13 protein-coding genes and 2 pseudogenes are annotated in these 16,999 nt (G+C 69.9%); 11 read left to right on the top strand and 4 right to left on the bottom strand.

Going from position 1 to position 16,999, the window contains the following annotated elements; all coding sequences use genetic code 11:
* Entirely contained in the window at positions 1-1,011 is a 1,011-nt protein-coding gene (gene pucL / locus ACFYYH_RS00270) for a factor-independent urate hydroxylase (protein WP_388543786.1), read from the top strand.
* 42 nt (positions 1,012-1,053) lie between these two features.
* Entirely contained in the window at positions 1,054-2,430 is a 1,377-nt protein-coding gene (locus ACFYYH_RS00275) for an 8-oxoguanine deaminase (protein ID WP_388543788.1), read from the top strand.
* Between the two features lie 199 nt (positions 2,431-2,629).
* Here ACFYYH_RS00275 and ACFYYH_RS00280 read toward each other — a convergent pair whose 3' ends face one another.
* The 3 genes and pseudogenes from ACFYYH_RS00280 to ACFYYH_RS00290 form a co-directional block, all read right to left on the bottom strand.
* Complete coding sequence (locus ACFYYH_RS00280) at positions 2,630-3,499, bottom strand: chitosanase (RefSeq protein WP_388543790.1); 870 nt, start codon at positions 3,497-3,499, stop codon at positions 2,630-2,632.
* Between the two features lie 299 nt (positions 3,500-3,798).
* Positions 3,799-4,149, bottom strand: a pseudogene (locus ACFYYH_RS00285) (MFS transporter); the annotation flags it as partial.
* Between the two features lie 912 nt (positions 4,150-5,061).
* Positions 5,062-5,322 carry an ATP-binding protein gene (locus tag ACFYYH_RS00290; protein WP_388543792.1) on the bottom strand — a complete coding sequence of 87 codons (261 nt, stop codon included), beginning with the start codon at positions 5,320-5,322 and terminating at the stop codon, positions 5,062-5,064.
* Between the two features lie 498 nt (positions 5,323-5,820).
* Between ACFYYH_RS00290 and ACFYYH_RS00295 the strand changes: the two genes are divergently transcribed.
* The 3 genes and pseudogenes from ACFYYH_RS00295 to ACFYYH_RS00305 all read left to right on the top strand — a co-directional run bounded on the left by ACFYYH_RS00295 (position 5,821) and on the right by ACFYYH_RS00305 (position 9,936).
* Positions 5,821-7,014, top strand: a complete 1,194-nt coding sequence (locus tag ACFYYH_RS00295; protein WP_388543794.1) for a helix-turn-helix transcriptional regulator — start codon at positions 5,821-5,823, stop codon at positions 7,012-7,014.
* 294 nt (positions 7,015-7,308) lie between these two features.
* Positions 7,309-7,632 (top strand): annotated as a pseudogene (locus tag ACFYYH_RS00300) (winged helix-turn-helix transcriptional regulator); the annotation flags it as partial.
* Between the two features lie 177 nt (positions 7,633-7,809).
* A complete protein-coding gene (locus ACFYYH_RS00305; protein ID WP_388543796.1) occupies positions 7,810-9,936 on the top strand; it encodes a hypothetical protein in 2,127 nt (708 codons plus the stop codon).
* Between the two features lie 156 nt (positions 9,937-10,092).
* On the opposite strand, the gene ACFYYH_RS00310 is transcribed toward ACFYYH_RS00305, so the two are convergent.
* Entirely contained in the window at positions 10,093-10,704 is a 612-nt protein-coding gene (locus ACFYYH_RS00310; RefSeq protein WP_388543798.1) for a TIGR03086 family metal-binding protein, read from the bottom strand.
* Between the two features lie 182 nt (positions 10,705-10,886).
* On the opposite strand from ACFYYH_RS00310, the gene ACFYYH_RS00315 reads away from it, so the two are divergent.
* The 6 genes from ACFYYH_RS00315 (at position 10,887) to ACFYYH_RS00340 (ending at position 16,955) form a co-directional block, all read left to right on the top strand.
* The gene (locus ACFYYH_RS00315; protein WP_388543800.1) at positions 10,887-11,618 is read left to right on the top strand and encodes a DUF1684 domain-containing protein; all 732 of its coding nucleotides are present in this window, start codon (positions 10,887-10,889) and stop codon (positions 11,616-11,618) included.
* A gap of 77 nt (positions 11,619-11,695) precedes the next feature.
* The gene (locus ACFYYH_RS00320) at positions 11,696-13,213 is read left to right on the top strand and encodes an ABC transporter substrate-binding protein (protein ID WP_388543803.1); all 1,518 of its coding nucleotides are present in this window, start codon (positions 11,696-11,698) and stop codon (positions 13,211-13,213) included.
* 103 nt (positions 13,214-13,316) lie between these two features.
* Positions 13,317-14,282, top strand: a complete 966-nt coding sequence (locus ACFYYH_RS00325) for an ABC transporter permease (RefSeq protein ID WP_388545221.1) — start codon at positions 13,317-13,319, stop codon at positions 14,280-14,282.
* Positions 14,279-15,190, top strand: coding sequence for an ABC transporter permease (locus ACFYYH_RS00330; RefSeq protein ID WP_388543806.1), 912 nt, complete (start codon positions 14,279-14,281; stop codon positions 15,188-15,190). The genes ACFYYH_RS00325 and ACFYYH_RS00330 overlap by 4 nt, the downstream gene beginning before the upstream one ends.
* Entirely contained in the window at positions 15,187-16,122 is a 936-nt protein-coding gene (locus ACFYYH_RS00335; RefSeq protein ID WP_388543808.1) for an ATP-binding cassette domain-containing protein, read from the top strand. The genes ACFYYH_RS00330 and ACFYYH_RS00335 overlap by 4 nt, the downstream gene beginning before the upstream one ends.
* Entirely contained in the window at positions 16,119-16,955 is an 837-nt protein-coding gene (locus ACFYYH_RS00340) for an ABC transporter ATP-binding protein (RefSeq protein ID WP_388543811.1), read from the top strand. The genes ACFYYH_RS00335 and ACFYYH_RS00340 overlap by 4 nt, the downstream gene beginning before the upstream one ends.
* Positions 16,956-16,999 lie beyond the last annotated feature (44 nt).

A 16,999-nucleotide genomic window follows, 5' to 3' on the forward strand; every position in this document is an offset into this window, starting at 1 on the left:
ATGCCCACGATTCTCGGCCAGAACCAGTACGGCAAAGCGGAGAACCGCGTCGTCAGGATCACGCGGAACGGCCGTACGCATCACATCAAGGACCTGAACGTCTCCGTCTCCCTCTCCGGTGACCTGGCGGATGTGCACTACTCCGGCTCCAACACCCATGTCCTGCCGACCGACAGCACCAAGAACACGGTGTACGCGTTCGCCAAGGAGCACGGCATCGAGTCGGCCGAGCAGTTCGGTATCCAGCTCGCCCGGCACTTCGTGACCAGCCAGGAGCCGATCCACCGGGCGCGCATCCGGATCGAGGAGTACGCCTGGGAGCGCATCGAGCTCCCCGAAGGCACCGACGGCGGAATCGGCACCGACGAGGGTGCCGGCACCGACGAGGGAGCCGGGACCGACGGGCGAGCCGCGGCCGGCGGGCGAGCCGGGACCGGCGGGGGCGTCGCCGACCCGCCCCGGCACTCCTTCGTCCGTACGGGCCAGGAGACCCGCGTCAGCCAGATCACCTTCGACGGCGAGAGCTGGGAGGTCGTCTCGGGGCTGACGGATCTGACCGTGCTGAACTCGACCAACTCCGAGTTCTGGGGGTACACCAAGGACCGGTACACCACGCTCCGGGAGGCGTACGACCGGATCCTCGCGACCGAGGTCTCCGCACGCTGGCGCTACCACTGGTCGAGCGACGCCGAACGGACGCCGGACTGGGACGAGTCCTACGCGCGGGCGAAGGAGCACATACTCCGCGCCTTCGCCGAGACGTACTCGCTCTCGCTCCAGCAGACCCTCTACCAGATGGGGTCGAGCGTCATCGAGAACCGCGGCGAGATCGACGAGATCCGTTTCTCCCTGCCGAACAAGCACCACTTCCTGGTCGATCTGGAGCCCTTCGGGCTGAAGAACGACAACGAGGTCTACTTCGCGGCCGACCGTCCCTACGGGCTGATCGAGGCCACCGTTCTGCGGGACGGGGCCGAGCCGCGTATCCCGGCCGACCTCACCCGGCTCTGACCCACCTCACCTCACCCCCCCGCCGGCAGGAAGAGGACCCCCATGGCGGCTTCGCGCATCGTCATCGAGAACTGCGCCATCGCGACCGTGGACGCGCACGACACCGAGTACGCCTCGGGGCATGTCGTCGTCGCGGACAACAGGATCGAGTCGGTCGGCGCGGGCAGGGCCCCGGCCGGGCTGGAGCGGGTGGTCCGCCGTATCGACGGCACCGGCCATCTCGTCACCCCCGGCCTGGTCAACACGCACCATCACTTCTACCAGTGGATCACCCGGGGGCTCGCCACCGACCTCCCTCTCTTCGACTGGCTGGTGGCGCTCTATCCGGTCTGGGCGCGGATCGACGAGCCGATGGTCCGGGCGGCGGCGCGCGGCTCACTCGCGATGATGGCCCGCGGCGGCGTCACCACCGCGATGGACCACCACTATGTGTATCCGCGCGGCACGGGCGATCTGTCCGGCGCGATCATCGGGGCCGCCGCCGAGACCGGCGTACGGTTCACCCTCGCCCGTGGCTCCATGGACCTCGGCTCCTCGGACGGCGGACTGCCCCCGGACTTCGCCGTCGAGTCCCTCGACGGGGCGCTCGCCGCGACCGAGGAGACCATCGACCGCCACCATGACACCGCGTCCGACGCGATGACCCGGATCGCGGTGGCGCCGTGCTCGCCCTTCTCCGTCTCCACCGAACTCCTCAAACAGGGGGCGGAGCTGGCGCGCCGCAAGGGCGTACGGCTGCACACCCATGGCAGTGAGACCGTGGAGGAGGAGGCGTTCTGTAAGGAGCGGTTCGGGATGGGCCCGACGGACTACTTCGAGTCGACCGGCTGGCTGGGCTCCGATGTGTGGATGGCCCACTGCGTGCATATGAACGACTCGGATATCGCGGCGTTCGCGCGGACGGGTACGGGGGTCGCGCACTGCCCGTCCTCCAACGCCCGGCTCGCCGCCGGAATCGCCCGGGTTCCCGACATGCTCGCGGCGGGGGTCCCGGTCGGCCTCGGTGTCGACGGCACGGCCTCCAACGAGTCGGGTGAACTCCACACCGAGCTGCGCAACGCGCTGCTGATCAACCGGCTCGGCGGACGGGGCGAGAGCGCCCTGAACGCACGCCAGGCGCTCCGGCTCGGTACGTACGGCGGCGCCCAGGTCCTGGGGCGCGCCGGTGAGATCGGCTCGATCGAGGCGGGCAAGCTGGCGGACCTCGTGCTCTGGCGGATGGACACGCTGGCCCATGCCTCGATCGCGGACCCGGTCGTCGCGCTGGTCTTCGGCGCCGCCGCGCCCGTCACCCTCTCCCTGGTGAACGGGCGGACGGTGGTCGAGGACAACCGTCTGACCACGGTGGACGAGGACGCCATCGCCCGCGCCACCCGGAGCGAGGCGCGGCGCCTCGCGCGGATCGCCGCGGAGGGCTGAGCGGGCCGAGCGATCCGGAGAGGGCTCAGCGGGCTGAGCGGTAGCGATCCGGTGCGGGCCGAGCGGGCTGAGCGGTAGCGATCCGGAGAGGGCCGAGCGGGCCGAGCGGTGGTGGTACGGGCCCCCGGTCCGGGTGCCCGTACCACCGTCCTGCGCCCCCGGCCGGCCGGGCCGGTGCCGGATGCCGGAGGCCGCCTGCTCAGCCGATGTGGAAGCTGTCGCTGTAGACCTTCCAGTCCAGCGGCGGGTCCAGGTTCAGATTGCCCTGGTCGAGGAAGACCCGCTGCGCGGTGTCCACCCGGCTGGTGTCCTCGTGCGCCTCCTCCTGCTTCATCGCCCAGACCCGGGCGTCGAGGAACGCGCGCAGGTACTGCCTTTCGTCACCGCCCTGGGCCGGTGTCTTCGCCTGGGCCATCGCGCGCTTGCGGATGCCGCTGAAGCTGGTGCTGTCGCCGCCGTCGCCGTGCATCACGATGGCGTCGTAGTACGCGAACTGCCCGAGCGTGCCGAGCTTGTCCTGCTTGCCGCGGTTCACGGCCGGGTTGAAGTACACCCGGTCGCGCTCGTCGTTCTGGGCGGTCTTGAACGCGGAGTCCTTGGCGGCCTGCTTCCAGGCCGAGGTGAAGCCCGGGTCGAGACCCTGGTGCGAGTCCGTGCCGTCGACCTGCCGCAGGGCGGGCAGATACGGGGCGAGCGGGTTGCCCGGTGTGCGGCCGGTGTACAGCTCGACGAGGTCCAGCATGTCCCCGGTACCGGAACAGAATCCGATGATGCCCGCGGTGTAGCCACGGCCGTCGCCGATGTCCTCGATGTAGCCGTACTGCGCCTTCCAGTCCAGCGAGGAGTTCTCCGCGCTGGAGACGAGCCGCATGGCGATCTCCTTCTTCGCCGGGTCGTCGAGTCCCGTCGCCGCCGCGGCGGCGGGTGCGGCGGGTGCGACGGCGGCACGGGCGGCCCCGGCGGGGTCCGGCGCCGCGTTCGCCGTGGTGGTGGCGGTGAGGGGAACGGCGACCAGTGTCAGTGCGAGCAGAACAGTGCGTGTGTGGGGGGTGGGCACCTTGACCTCCATGAGGAGCGTTCCTGGTTGCGCTTATCTGTTAGGAAGCTTTCCTACCAAGGGCGAGGGGTGGCCGTACAGCCGTTCGGATGTGAAGAACGAGTAAGGGACGGAGCGGGAAGCGCGGCGGGGGTGGGCCGTTGACCGCCTTTCGACCGGACTTCTCCCGGCTCAGCTCCTCGCGGCGCGGCCTCTTCCGTGCGGCTCCTCCGTACGGGGCTCCTCCGTACGGGGGTTCTGCGCGGAGGGGTTCGCGCGACGAGGATTGTCCGTAGGGGCCTTCGCGGGGCGGACCTTGTCCGTACGGAGCAGGCGCCGCCGAGAAACGTGCCGAGCGCGCCGCCCGCGGCCCCCACCGCGCTGAACACGGCGATGGCCCTGGCCCGGTCACGGCCCTCGGGGAAGAGCGCCACCAGCATCCCCAGCACGACCGCCGAGGTCATCGCCCCTCCGATGCCCTGGAGGAAACGCGCGGCGATCAGGGTGCCCGAGCCGGTGGAGATCCCGCAGAGCAGCGAGGCCGCGGTGAACACGGCGAGCCCGGAGACGAACATCCGCCGTCCGCCGATGAGATCACCGAGCCGCCCCGCCAGCAGGAGGAGTCCGGCGAAGGCGATGAGCCGCGACAGCTCGCATCGACATCTACCCCACTCCTCTTGCAGCGCTGGACCGACCTCTGTTTCTTCCGCGCACCGGTCGCGCACAGGAACACCTCCCGTTCAGAATTGCAATGGCGAGGACCATGGCGACGAATAGCCCCGCCCTTGCTTCAAAAGGCGACTCAAAGGCGGTTCGAATTTCCCCTTGAGCTGGCTCGGGGTACTGAACATCCAGCCAGGGCCCCTCATCCCGTAACTACTCGCGCTGTTCGTACTCAACCGCTTTGAAGCAGTCCTCATGTACGAGCGCGTACCAGCCGGAACCGGAAGGAGCATCCCGATACACCCTGCGGTGGGGTTCCTCCGGTTTCACGGGCCAGTGGCACACGTGGCAGCGCGACGTCCCGTCATTAAAGGTGAGGCGTGGAGCTAGATCACGGAACAAGGGGTGGCAGTCACTTTCTTGGTAGGAGTGGCACCGGTTGAGGTCCGCAAAGGCTTCAGCGAGAGATCCCCCGGGACGGGCTTGCCGGTCACAACCGCCGCCCCAGAAAGCCAACTTCGTGACGGCGTCGCGCGGTGTCCTGCTGAATGAGGGGCCGGAGCCGCGCTATGGCCGCGCTGTCCGGTTCGTCAGCGCACGAGTTTTCCCGCGTGCGGTCGGCCGTGCCCGTGGGGCGCGAGCACATGGGACAGCAGCACGGCTGCCGGATAATGTCGGAGGCTTCTCGAACGCTTGCAGAACTGCCCATGGCGTGGGCCCCGACCCGACTCCTGTCCGCAGCCGAGTAGCTCTCATCCCCCATCGAGGAGGCCACCCTCCGGACCCGGACGAAGCGACAGCTCAGCCCATACCGTCTTGCCGTGCCAGCGCTGGTACCACCAGCCCCACTGATCCGACAGCGCCTCGACGATCCCGAGCCCCCGCCCGTTCACTTCCCCCGGCTCAGGCTCCCGCTGGGCAGGCATTTCGGGCTATGCGTCGCGCACCTCGATACGGAGCCCGCACCGACGCGAAACGTAACGCGTCTCGACGCCAGCACCCTCCTCGCAGCCGTGTTCCAGAGCGTTGGTCAGCAACTCCGAGAGGACGAGTACGGCGTGCTCCTCCAACTCCGAGAGCCCCCATCCAGCGAGTGTCTTGCGCAGTTCCTCGCGAGCCATCCCGACGCAGCGCGGATGCCCAGACCACCGCACCGCTACCGTGCCGCCGCCTTCCTGCTGACTAGGCGTCATGATGGGACATCCCCACCCCATGAGCAGCCACCCACGCCAGCCACAGCGCACGCCGACGTCCCCGCTCCCGCGCCACTCCGACGCGCTCCCAGCGCTCGGAGCCCAACCGGTCATAGGGCCACCACACCGGCGAGCACTGTTCACTACGAGGCGTGAACCGGCCATCCACCACGACCACTACGCGGTTCGTGACGATCAAGCGACGCCGAAGCGCAGGCACCGGAAGCCCATCGAGGTCCTTCTGATGCTGGCTCTCCGCCGATTCGAACAAGCGTTGAAGCAAAGGCTCAGCAAGACGGGCGGCACATGTCCACAGACCGCTTCCGTCGTCACCCCTTTGCCAGATACCGTTTCTCACGTCGTTGCTCCTCTACCGAGCTCCGGCCAAGCCCCGGGCCGTTCACGCGGTCGCGGGGTTCTTTCGTTTGCCACGGTTCCGGGCTTGCCAACTCGTGCACAGCGGCCCCATGTAGGCCCGATGTAGGCCACACTGGACGCATGCACGGTGAGAACCTGGCCCACATGATCCGGCGACTCCGTATCGCCAAGCGCTGGAGCCAGCAGCGCTTGGCCGTCGAGATATGCCGCGCTGTCGGTGTGCCGGTTGATTCCCTCACCCGAGGCGACATCTACCGGTACGAGAAGGGGAAGCGAACGCCCCGCGATTGGCTACCTGCGCTAGCTATTGCTCTCGGTGTGCCACTCGAAGAGTTCGAAGCAGCATTGGCCACGCCGTCCGTCGCCCCGCAGACAGTTGACGACTTCCTGCCCGAAGGGGAACCCCTCGCTCCCCTCAAGACAAAGCAGGGTAAGCGCGTGGGCATGGGGGATGTAGAAGGTCTGGCAGGTCGAATTCACGGCCTACGGCTGGCAGACGATGTTCTAGCGGGAGGCGACCTGATCGGCCCTGCTTTACGAGAACTACGTTCCGCAGTGAAGCTCTATCGAGAAAGCACCCACACCGAGGAAATCGGCAACGCATTGCTTTGCCAGATTGGCGAACTCGCGCAGATTGCAGGGTTCATTGCTGCGGATGCCGGCCGCCGAGACGAGGCGCAACGCATCTACCAATTGGGTTTAAGTGCGGCCAAGCAAGCCAACGCCGAAACGCTAGTTGGCAACCTAGCAGGCAGTCTGGCCTACATGTGGAGCAACAACGGCGAGGCCGCGAAGGCTGTGCAGCTTGCAACCGTCGGACTGACTGATGGAGCGCCGCCCAAGGCTCGCGCCTTGACGCTGGACCGGTTGGCGTGGGCCCACACTCAGGCCCATGAGCCCCAGCCGGCAATGCGTGCGCTTGCGCAGGCAAGAGAAGCCCTGGACCAGAATGATGGGGAAGAATCGCCCCCGTATCTGTATTGGGTATCACACGACGAGTTGACTGTCATGGAATCCCGGGTCTACACCGAACTGCACAAACCGCTACGTGCCGTGCCAACCCTGCAAAGGGTGCTCAGCCGGTACGACGTCACACGAACGCGTGAACTTGCCCTCTACTCCTCGTGGTTGGCAATTGCTTACGCAGATGCTAACGAGCCCGAAGAATCGGCAGCGACCGCAGCACGAGTGATTGCCATGTCAGGTGACATCGCTTCTGAGCGCATCACTGAACGCATTCGGACAGTAGTTGAACGACTCCAAGAGTTTTCCTCAGTTCGGGAAGTGCGAGAAGTACTGGAGGCAGTCACTTAAGGGCTGTCCCGTACGCCGCGAAAGACATGCCCCCAACGCGGCCGCTCGCTTACGCCAATGTTCCAGCGGCTCGACATGGATCTATCTTGCCCCTGGGGCTGGGGCTGGGGCTGGGGCTGGGGCTGGGGCTGGGGCAGTCGAGGGATGCTGTGGGGCACGTCGAAGCCAGACTGCGGGCCCCTCTTGTGATCAGCAAGATGCGGAGCGGATCCCAGGAGTACAGACGTACGTTGCGGCTAGCTCCTGCCAGCGTGTGACGGCCGCTAGGGCCCATGCTGTCCGCAGGATCCGTGTGTCGCCGGGAAACGGAGCGTCCTGATCATCATCGCCGCGGCCCACGGGCCCATCCGTTTCACCGAACTGGAGCGCTCCATCGAGGGCATCAGCCGGCGGATGCTCACCCTGACCCTGCGCAATCTCGAGCGCGACGGGCTGCTGATCCGTACGGCGCATCCGACCGTCCCGCCCAAGGTCGAGTACGAACTGACGGCGGTCGCCCGTGAACTGCACGCCTCGCTGCTGGGTCTGACGGACTGGGCCGAGCGTCATCGGGTGACGATCGCGCAGTCGCGGGCGGCGTACGACGAGGCGCGCGGGCGCGGTCTCAACGCGGTCTGAGGCGCCGTCGGCGCGGGGCGCCCCAGGGCGCCGATCCACGGGAGGCCGCCACGGGAGGCCGCCACGGGAGGCCGGATGACCGCGTGAGCCGGGCGGGCGTTGGAGGGCCGGGGAAGCCGGGGCCGGGCGTCACGGTCCGCGGCGTCACTGTCAGACCCCCGTGGCACGATTCCGAGCATGGATCTCGTACAGGTATTCGCCGGTCTGGACGCCCAGCCCTGGGCGGAGTTGGAGCACGCGTACGGCAGCGCGGAGGATGTGCCCGGACTGCTGCGGGCGCTGGCGAGCGAGGACGAGGAAGAGGCGGCGGAGGCTCTGGGCGAGCTGTACGGCAGCATCTTCCACCAGGGCTCGGTGTACGGGGCCACGGCGCGGGCCGTGCCCTATCTCGCGGGGCTGGCCGCCGCCGGGGTCCAGAGTCTCGAACTGCTGCTCCTGCTGGGCGGGACGGCCGAGAGCGAGGACGAGCCCGACGGCTCCGGGGCCGGTGGCTGCCGGACGGCCGTCATCGCCCAACTGCCCCTGATCCTGCCGTTCATGACGTCCGACGAGGCGCTGCTGCGGCAGGCGGCGGTCTGGGCGGCGGCCAGGACGGACGCGGCGGAGCAGGTCCTTCCGGCGCTGCGGCGGTGCGGGGAGCGCGAGAAGGACACGCTCGTACGGGCCGAGCTGCTGGCCGCGACGGTGCTGCTCGACCCGGCGGCCGCGCCGTCCGCGGTCTCGGCGGCCCTCGGCGCCGGGGAACCGGCGGAGCTGAGGATCGCCGCCGTCCTCGGCGCTCTGGACGCGGAGCTGCCCTGGACCTCCGCGCACCAGGAGGCCGTGCTGTCCCTGCTCCCGCTCGACCCGCTGGTCGCCGACCGCTTCGACCAGGACCGGATGGAACCGTTCCGGTACATCGTGGACACCCTTCTGAGCAGGGAGACCCCCGAGGACCGTGAGGCGGCGCTCTCCCTGCTCGACACCGCGCTCCGCGCTCCGGACGCCGAGGTGCGGGCGGAGGCGCTGTGGGCGGCGGAAGAGGCCTGCGACTCCTCACGTACGGCCCCGGCCCGGCTCGCGGCCCCGCTGACCCTTCTGCTGGCGGACCCGTCCTCGGCGCGCCCGGCGCTGTCCGTCGTCGACAAGCTGGGCGCGCTCGCGGCCTCGGCCGCCCCCGCGCTGGAGGTCCTCGCCGCCGGCGGCGGGGAGCTCGCGGACCGCGCGCTCGCGTCCCTGGTCCGGGCCGACCCGGAGCGGGCGGCCCCGCTGCTCGCCCGTGATCTGCCCGAGCGTCCCGTGGCCCTCGGCGCGGCCGCCGGTTTCCCGGAGCGGGGGAGCGCCGCGCCGTTCCCGTACCACCCGGAGCTGCTGACCGCCGTCCGGGCCCGGCTGGCCGATCCGGATCTCGCGGGGAACGAGCCGATCCATCTCACCCGTCTGCTGAGCTGCTGGGGCGAGCGTGCCGCGCCCGCCTTTCCCGAACTCCTCGCGGCGCTCGGGCGCTTCCCCGTCTTCGTGCCGCGCGCGCTGGCGGCGGCCGACCCCGCGAAGGCCGTCGGACCGCTGCGTGAGGCCGCCGTGTCGGGGCCCGAGGAGGGGCGGTTCGCGGCGGCGCGCGCACTGCACGGGCTCACGGGGGAGAGCGGCCCGCTGCTGACGGTTCTCGCCGTCGAGCTGGCCACCGGCGAACGCCACCGGCAGCGGGAGGCCGCCGCTGCCGTCGACGGGCTGGGCGAGGACGCCGCCGTACTGCTGCCGTCGCTCCGGGCGGCCCTCGCCACGGACGCGAGCGACACGACGATCCCCCGCATGGACGCCGATCTGGAGATCGCGCTCGCTCTCCGGCGGCTGACCGGCGACCCGGGCGTGGCGCTGCCCGTGATCACGCGCGTACTGGAGGAGGCGGACAGCGACTGGGCACGCTGGACGCTCGTCAGGGCGGCGCGGGCCGCGGCCCTCCTCGGCCCGGCCGCCGCCCCGCTGCGCCCGGCCCTGGAAGAGGCACTGGACGACCCCGTACTGGCGCCGTCGGCGGTTCTGGCCCTGCTCTCCGTGGACCCGTCGGGCCTGGACCGCGCGCATCTGGCGGACGCGGCCCTGATCTCCGCCGAGAGCGACGCCGACGCGATGGGCGCCCTGGACGCGCTCGCCGCCCTCGGCCCCGGAACGCTGTCGCGGCCGCACCTCGACCGGCTCACCGACCTGGCGGAGCGGGACCGCCGCGTCTGGTGTCCGGGCAGCGGCGTGCGTGTTCCCGATGCGGACGCCCTGTTCCAGGAGACCGCCCGCGCGCTGCTCCGCACGGCCGGGGACCGCCCCTGACGGGCCCGGCGCCCGGCGGGTCCGTCAGGGGCGGGCAGGTCCGGGCCGCCGGCAGGTCCGGGTGCCGGGACGGCACACGGGGGAAGCCCCGGAGGGCGGGTCCGGGCCGGCCGTGAGGCCCCCCGGCCCCCGGGCGGCGGTCCGGACCCGCCCGGTTCACACCCCCGGCCGCCAGTCCGGGCGACGGCCGTTCAGACCGATCACCCGGTCCAGCAGCGGGGCATCCTCGGGAAGCTGCACGGGCGGGCCGAACAGCCCCTCGGGGGCCGGACCGGCGTCGGCCGGTTCGGCGGCGGCCATCATGGCGTACGACACCCGGAGACTCGCCTCGTCGGGCACGTACTCCTGTCCCGTACTCCGTGCCAGGTCCCAGCCGTGGACCTGGACCTCGTTGAGTCCCACGGCCGCCACCGCGTCGCCCGGCAGATCGACCCCGCCGATCCGGGAGTCGCCCCGCCACGCCTCGGGCGAGCGCCAGGCCTCCGCCAGTTCGTCGAGCTGCCGGGGCAGCACCTCACGCCAGTCGCCGGGCAGCACGGGCAGAGCCGCGTCCGGCGAGGCGTCCGTCGTCGGCCCCAGCTCCTTCCGTGCCGCGTCCCGGAACCCCGCGGTCAGTCCGACCAGATGCCCGAGCACTTCCCGCACCGTGTACGCGGGACAGGGGGTGGGCGCCGTGAGCTGTTCCTCGCTGATACCACCGAGCAACCCGGCCACCGCCTTGCAGGCGGGGCCGAAGTCGAACGGGGCGGTCTTTCTCTGTATGTCCATGCAGGGGTGACCGGCCCCGCCGCCGGAACTCATCGGTGCGCCATGGATTTGGGACGGCTGTCTCGAAGGATGGTCAATATGGCTGGAAATAATCCCTCGCATGTACGATCCACTCGTTCCAGACCCGACAGCGACAACGCGCGCCGGATCGAACCTTTTACGCAGACCGGAGCAAGTTGCGCATGTCGGTACACACTCATGCTTCCTCGTCGGCCATAGCCGCCGCCCAGGCTGGTCTGGATGCCTGGCGCGTCTCACGGCAGGCCACCGTGACCGGACCCGTCGGCAATCTGGCGCTGGTGGAGACCCGTTGGCTGGCCCCCGGCACCGACGCCGACGAGGAGCGGGCGCGGGCGGCGGTGGCTGACGGTGTGACGGTCACCACAGTGGCGCGGACCAATCTCCACACCGGCGAGCCGGAGCACGCGCTGCGCTTCTGGGACGCGGATGCCCCGGCCGTACGGCACTTCTCGCACCTCGATGTCTACCCGTTCCGTCCGGACTGGGTGGTCGAGGCCGCCTTCACCCCCGTCTCCGGCGACCGGCGGGTGCCGTTCGAGCACATGAGGGACAGCGGGGGCAGCCGGGAACTGGTCGTCCCCGGCGACATCCACGTCACACTGGACGGCGTGGACTACACGCTGTCGGCCTTCGACGACGACGGAACGCTTCTTCTGGTCTTCGGTGACCCGACCAACGGCGGCGACACCTATGGCGCGGGCCGGTTCCTGTTCGTCCCGCGTGAGGGGGAGAGCGAAACGGTGATACTCGACTTCAACCGCGCCTTCGTGCCGCCGTGCGGATTCTCCGCTCAGTACAACTGTCCGTTGCCGCCGCGGCAGAACCGGCTGCACCTGCCCGTCGAGGCGGGCGAGAAGGTCCCGGTCTTCCGCGGCGGCTACGCCGTCAACTGAGCTCACCCACGGCACCACAGCCGGACCCGGCACCCCTCGCGGGCCCTTTGTCCGGCCGTTGATCAGGAGTAGAAGAGATGAGAAAGTCCGTACCGCTGCTCGGCGGCACCCTGGCGGTCACCCTGTCCCTGGCCCTCACCGCCTGCGGCTCCGGGACCGACAGCAAGAACAGCACGCCCTCCGGTTCGTACGACAAGAACGCGACGATCGGCATCGGCTCGCTCTACGAACCGCAGAATCTGGACAACACCGGAGGCGGCGGCCAGGGCGTGACCGAGGCGCTCAACGGCAACGTCTACGAGGGCCTGTTCCGGCTCACCGACAGCGGCAAGGTCGAGAAGCAGCTCGCCAAGGATTACACCGTCAGCCCGGACGGCCTCACGTACACCTTCACACTGCGCGACGGTGTCACCTTCCACTCGGGCAAGAAGCTCACCTCCGCGGATGTGAAGTACAGCATCGAGAAGGTGACCGCCGAGAACTCCCAGTCGGCGCGCAAGAGCAGCTTCGACATGATCAAGTCGATCGCGACCCCCGACCCCGCCACGGTCGAGGTGACGCTGTCGTCCAAGTCGATCTCGTTCGTCTACAACCTCAGCTATGTGTGGATCATCAACTCCGAGGCCAAGGACCTCAAGACCTCGGAGGACGGCAGCGGGCCCTACGAGCTGGAGAAGTGGACCCGCGGCTCCGCGCTCAGCCTGGACCGTTTCCCGGGCTACTGGGGGACGCCCGCGACCAACGCGAAGGTCGTCTTCCACTACTACAAGGACGCCACCGCCCTCAACAACGCACTGCTCACCAACGCCGTGGACGTGGTCACCAGCGAGCAGAGCCCGGACGCCCTCGACCAGTTCAAGAGCAACCCGGCCTACAAGGTCAACGACGGCAAGTCGACCACCAAGCTGCTCCTGGCCTTCAACGACAAGGTCAAGCCGTTCGACAACATCAAGGTGCGCAAGGCCGTCAGCTCGGCGATCGACAACAAGAAGCTGCTCCAGTCGGTGTGGGGCGACCACGGCACGCTGATCGGCTCGATGGTCCCGCCGACCGACCCGTGGTACGAGGACCTCACCCAGGTCAACCCGTACGACGTGGCCCTCGCCAAGCGGCAGCTCGCCGAGGCGGGATACGCCAAGGGCTTCGACGTCACGCTCGACACCCCGAACTACGACCCGCACCCGACGGCGGCCACCTTCATCAAGTCGGAGCTGGCCAAGGTCGGTATCAATGTCAAGATCAACATCATCACGCCGGACGAGTGGTACACCAAGGTCTACAAGAACCACGACTTCAGCGCGACGCTCCAGGAGCACGTCAATGACCGGGACATCGTCTGGTACGGCGACCCGGACTTCTACTGGGGCTACGACAACAAGCAGGTCACCGAGTGGGTGAAACAGGCCGAGCAGTCGGACACCACCGACGAGCAGACAGCACTGCTGAAGAAGGTCAACACGAAGATCGCGGAGGACGCGGCCAGCGACTGGCTCTACCTCTACCCGCAGATCGTGGTGGCCTCCACCAAGCTGTCGGGCTACCCGCTCAACGGTCTCAACTCGCAGTTCCACGCCTACGGCATCAAGAAGAGCTGATGGCGCGGACCGCCGCACGGGCCCGGCCTCCACACCGGGCCCGCGCGGCGGAGCCCCCGCCGTGGTCGATATCCCCGCTTCCGTCGATCGGTCCCCCTCCCTGATGATCTCGTACCTGCTGCGGCGGCTGGCCTTCCTGGCCGGCTCCCTGTTCCTGGCCGGCGTGGTGATCTTCCTGCTGCTGCGGCTGCTGCCCGGCGATCCGGCGAACTCCCTGCTCTCGGTGGGCGCGAGTCCCGAACAGATCGCCGCGGCCCGTCATGAGATCGGCTCGGACCGCCCGCTGCCCGAGCAGTTCGTCACCTGGCTCGGGCAACTGGCCACCTTCGACCTCGGGAACTCGTTCGTCAGCACGCTGCCGGTCGGACCGGAGATCACCTCCCGGCTCGATGTCACCGTGCCGCTCACCCTGTTCTCGTTCCTGCTGGCCGTGGTGATCGCGGTCCCCGTCGGCTTCGTGGCGGCCCACCGGTCGGCCACCTGGTACGGCACGCTCATCAGCGGCATCTCCCAACTGGGCATCGCCGTACCGGTCTTCTGGATCGGGATGATCCTCATCACCGTGTTCGCGCTGCGCCTCGGCGTACTGCCCGCCGGGGGCTTCCCCCAGGACGGCTGGGCGGCACCGGGGGAGGCCCTCACCTCGCTCACCCTTCCGGTGATCACCGTCGCCCTGGTGATGTCCGCCTCCCTCATCCGGTACGTACGGTCCGCGGCGCTGGATGTCCTCGGCAGCGACTATCTGCGTACCGCCAGGGCCCTGGGCTCGTCCTTCCACCGAGCGATGTGGCGGCATGGGATGCGCAACGGCGCCGTACCGGTCGTCTCGGTCCTCGGTATCGAACTCGCGACGACCCTGCTCGGCGCGGTGGTGGTCGAGACGGTGTTCGCGCTGCCGGGTCTGGGCAGCCTGCTCGCCCAGGCGGTCGCCCAGCACGACTACCCCACGGTCCAGGGGGTGCTCTTCGTGAGCACCTTCGCCGTCCTGGTCATCGGGTTCCTCAGCGATGTCGCCCAGCGGCTGATCGATCCCCGGCTGCGGGGCCGGCTGTCCGGAGGTGCCCGATGAACGGGCGGACCACTACGGAGAAGGACCCGCGGACGAACGCCCCGGGGCCGGCCGGGGAGCCCGTCAAGCCCGTGGAGGTCTTCGGGCCCGTACGGCTGCGGCGCTCACCGGCCCTGGTGGCCGGCTGTGTCCTGGTCGGGCTGATCGTCGCGACCGCGCTGGTCTCCCTGTTCTGGGTGCCGTACGCCCCCGAGGACACCACCGGCGGCCGGCTGATGCCACCCGGGCCGTCCCATCTGCTCGGCACCGACAAGCTCGGCCGCGATCTGCTCACCCAGCTCATGACCGGCGCGCGGATCGCCCTGGAGGCGGGTCTCGGCGCGATCGCGATCGGGACGGTCCTCGGTGTCTGCGCCGGACTGGCCGCCGGCTTCGCCACCCGCTGGCTGGACGACACCCTGTCCACGCTGCTGGACGTGCTGATCGCCTTCCCCACCCTGCTGCTGGCCATGCTGATGGTGGCGGCCCGGTCGGCCTCGCTCAGCTCGGCCGTCCTCGCCATCGGGCTGGCCATGACCGCCGTGGTGGCCCGGCTGACCCGGATCCTGGTCAAGCGGGTGCTGGCCCAGGACTACATCACGGCGGCCCGTACCTCGGGCACATCGTGGCCCCGTGTCGTCACCGGCCATGTGCTGCCCAACATCTGGCCCACCCTGGTGGTCAATCTCGCCCAGCAGTTCGGTCTCGCCGTCATGGCCGAGGCGAGTCTGTCGTTCCTGGGGCTCGGCGCCCCGCCGCCGAACGCCTCCTGGGGACGGATGCTCCACGAGGCACAGGCGACCGTCTTCACCGCTCCCACCGGGGTCATCGCCCCCGGAGTGCTGCTGGTCATGCTGGTCGTGGGGGTCAACCTGATCGCCGACGGACTGCGCGACACGCTGGACCCCACCCGGCGGAGGACCCGATGAACGTGCCCGACCCGAAGGTGCCCGGTTCGAAGGCGTCCGGCCCGAACGTGCCCGGCCCGAACGTGCCCGGCCCGAACGTGCCCGGTTCGAACCTGCTCGGCCCGAAGGCGTCCGGACCGAACGTGCTCGATGTCGGCGGACTGACGATCCGTACCGACCAGGGCCGCGCCCTGGTCTCCGACCTGTCGTTCTCGATCGGCGCGGGCTCCCGGCTGGGCCTGGTCGGCGAGTCCGGTTCCGGCAAGTCCCTCACCGCGCTCGCCGTACTGGGCCTCCTGCCCGCCGGGATGACCGCCTCCGGCAGCATCGTGCTGAGACCGGCCCAGGACGGACCCGGCACCGAGGTGGTCGGCGCGAGCGAGCAGCGGCTGACCGGTCTGCGCGGACGGGCCGCCACGGTCGTCTTCCAGGAGCCGCTCACCGCGCTCGACCCGCTGATGCGGATCGGCGGCCAGATCGCGGAGCCGCTGCGCCGGTGGCGGGGGCTGCGCGGGCGGGCGCTGCGCCGCGCGGTGGAGGAGGCGCTCGACCAGGTGCGGCTTCCCGAGCCGGACCGGATCATCCGCGCCTATCCGCACGAGATCTCCGGCGGCCAGCGCCAGCGGGTGGCGCTGGCCATGGCCCTGGCCTGCGAACCCGCTCTGCTGATCGCGGACGAACCCACCACCGCCCTGGATGTCACCGTCCAGTCCGAGGTGCTCGCCCTGCTGGACGGGCTGGTCGCCCAGCGGGACATGGCGCTGCTGTTCGTCAGCCATGACCTGGCGGTCGTCTCGGCCGTGACCGACCATGTCCTGGTGCTCAAGGACGGGTCCGCCGTCGAGTCCGGGAGCGTGGACGACATAGTGCGCCGCCCCCGGCACCCGTACACCCGGGATCTGGTGGACAGCGCCCGGCACCTCGAAAGCGCACTGGAACGGATCGTCCGATGACCGCACCGATCCCCGCCGCCCCGGTGCCGTCCGCACCGACCCCGCCCGCCCCGGTGCCGTCCGCGCCGGTCCTGTCCGCGCGTGACGCGGGCTTCGCCTACCGTGGCTCGCCCCCCGTGCTGCACGGCGTCTCGCTCGACATCACCGCCGGCCGCAGTGTCGGACTGGTCGGCGAGTCGGGCGCGGGCAAGACCACGGTGCTCCGGCTGCTGCTCGGTCTCACCCGGCCCACCAGCGGACGCGTCCTGTTCGACGGGGACGAGCTGAGGCTTCGCGACCGCGAACAGATGCGCCGGTTCCGCCGCGGCGTACAGAGCGTCTTCCAGGACCCGTACTCCTCGCTCGATCCCCGCCGACGGGTCGCCGGGATCGTCTCGGAGCCCCTGCGCTCGCTCGGGCTGACCCGGTCCCGGGACGACGATCCCCGTATCGCCGCCGCGCTGGAGGCCGTCGGCCTGCCCGCCGACGCCGCGGGCCGCTATCCGCACGAGTTCTCCGGCGGCCAGCGCCAGCGCATCGCCATCGCCAGGGCCACCGTGTGCGAGCCACGGGTGCTGCTCGCCGACGAGCCGGTGAGCGCTCTCGACGTCACCACGCGGGTCAGGATCGTGGATCTGCTGATCGAGCTGAAGGAGACGAGGGGGCTGACCATCGCGATGGTCTCGCACGACCTGTCGGTGGTGGCGGCGCTGTGCGAGTCGACCGCGGTGCTGGAGCACGGACGGATCGTGGAGCAGGGGGACACCGCGTCGGTCCTCGGCTCGCCCTCCCACCCCTACTCCCGGCGGCTGATCGCCAGCGTGCCGAGGCTCCCTCCGCCACGGGACGCCTGAGACCCCGCCGCGGGACGCCTGGGAACCCGGCGGCGGGCGGCCGG

Origin of the sequence: Streptomyces sp. NPDC002018, from assembly GCF_042890865.1 — a bacterium.
GTDB lineage: Bacteria > Actinomycetota > Actinomycetes > Streptomycetales > Streptomycetaceae > Streptomyces.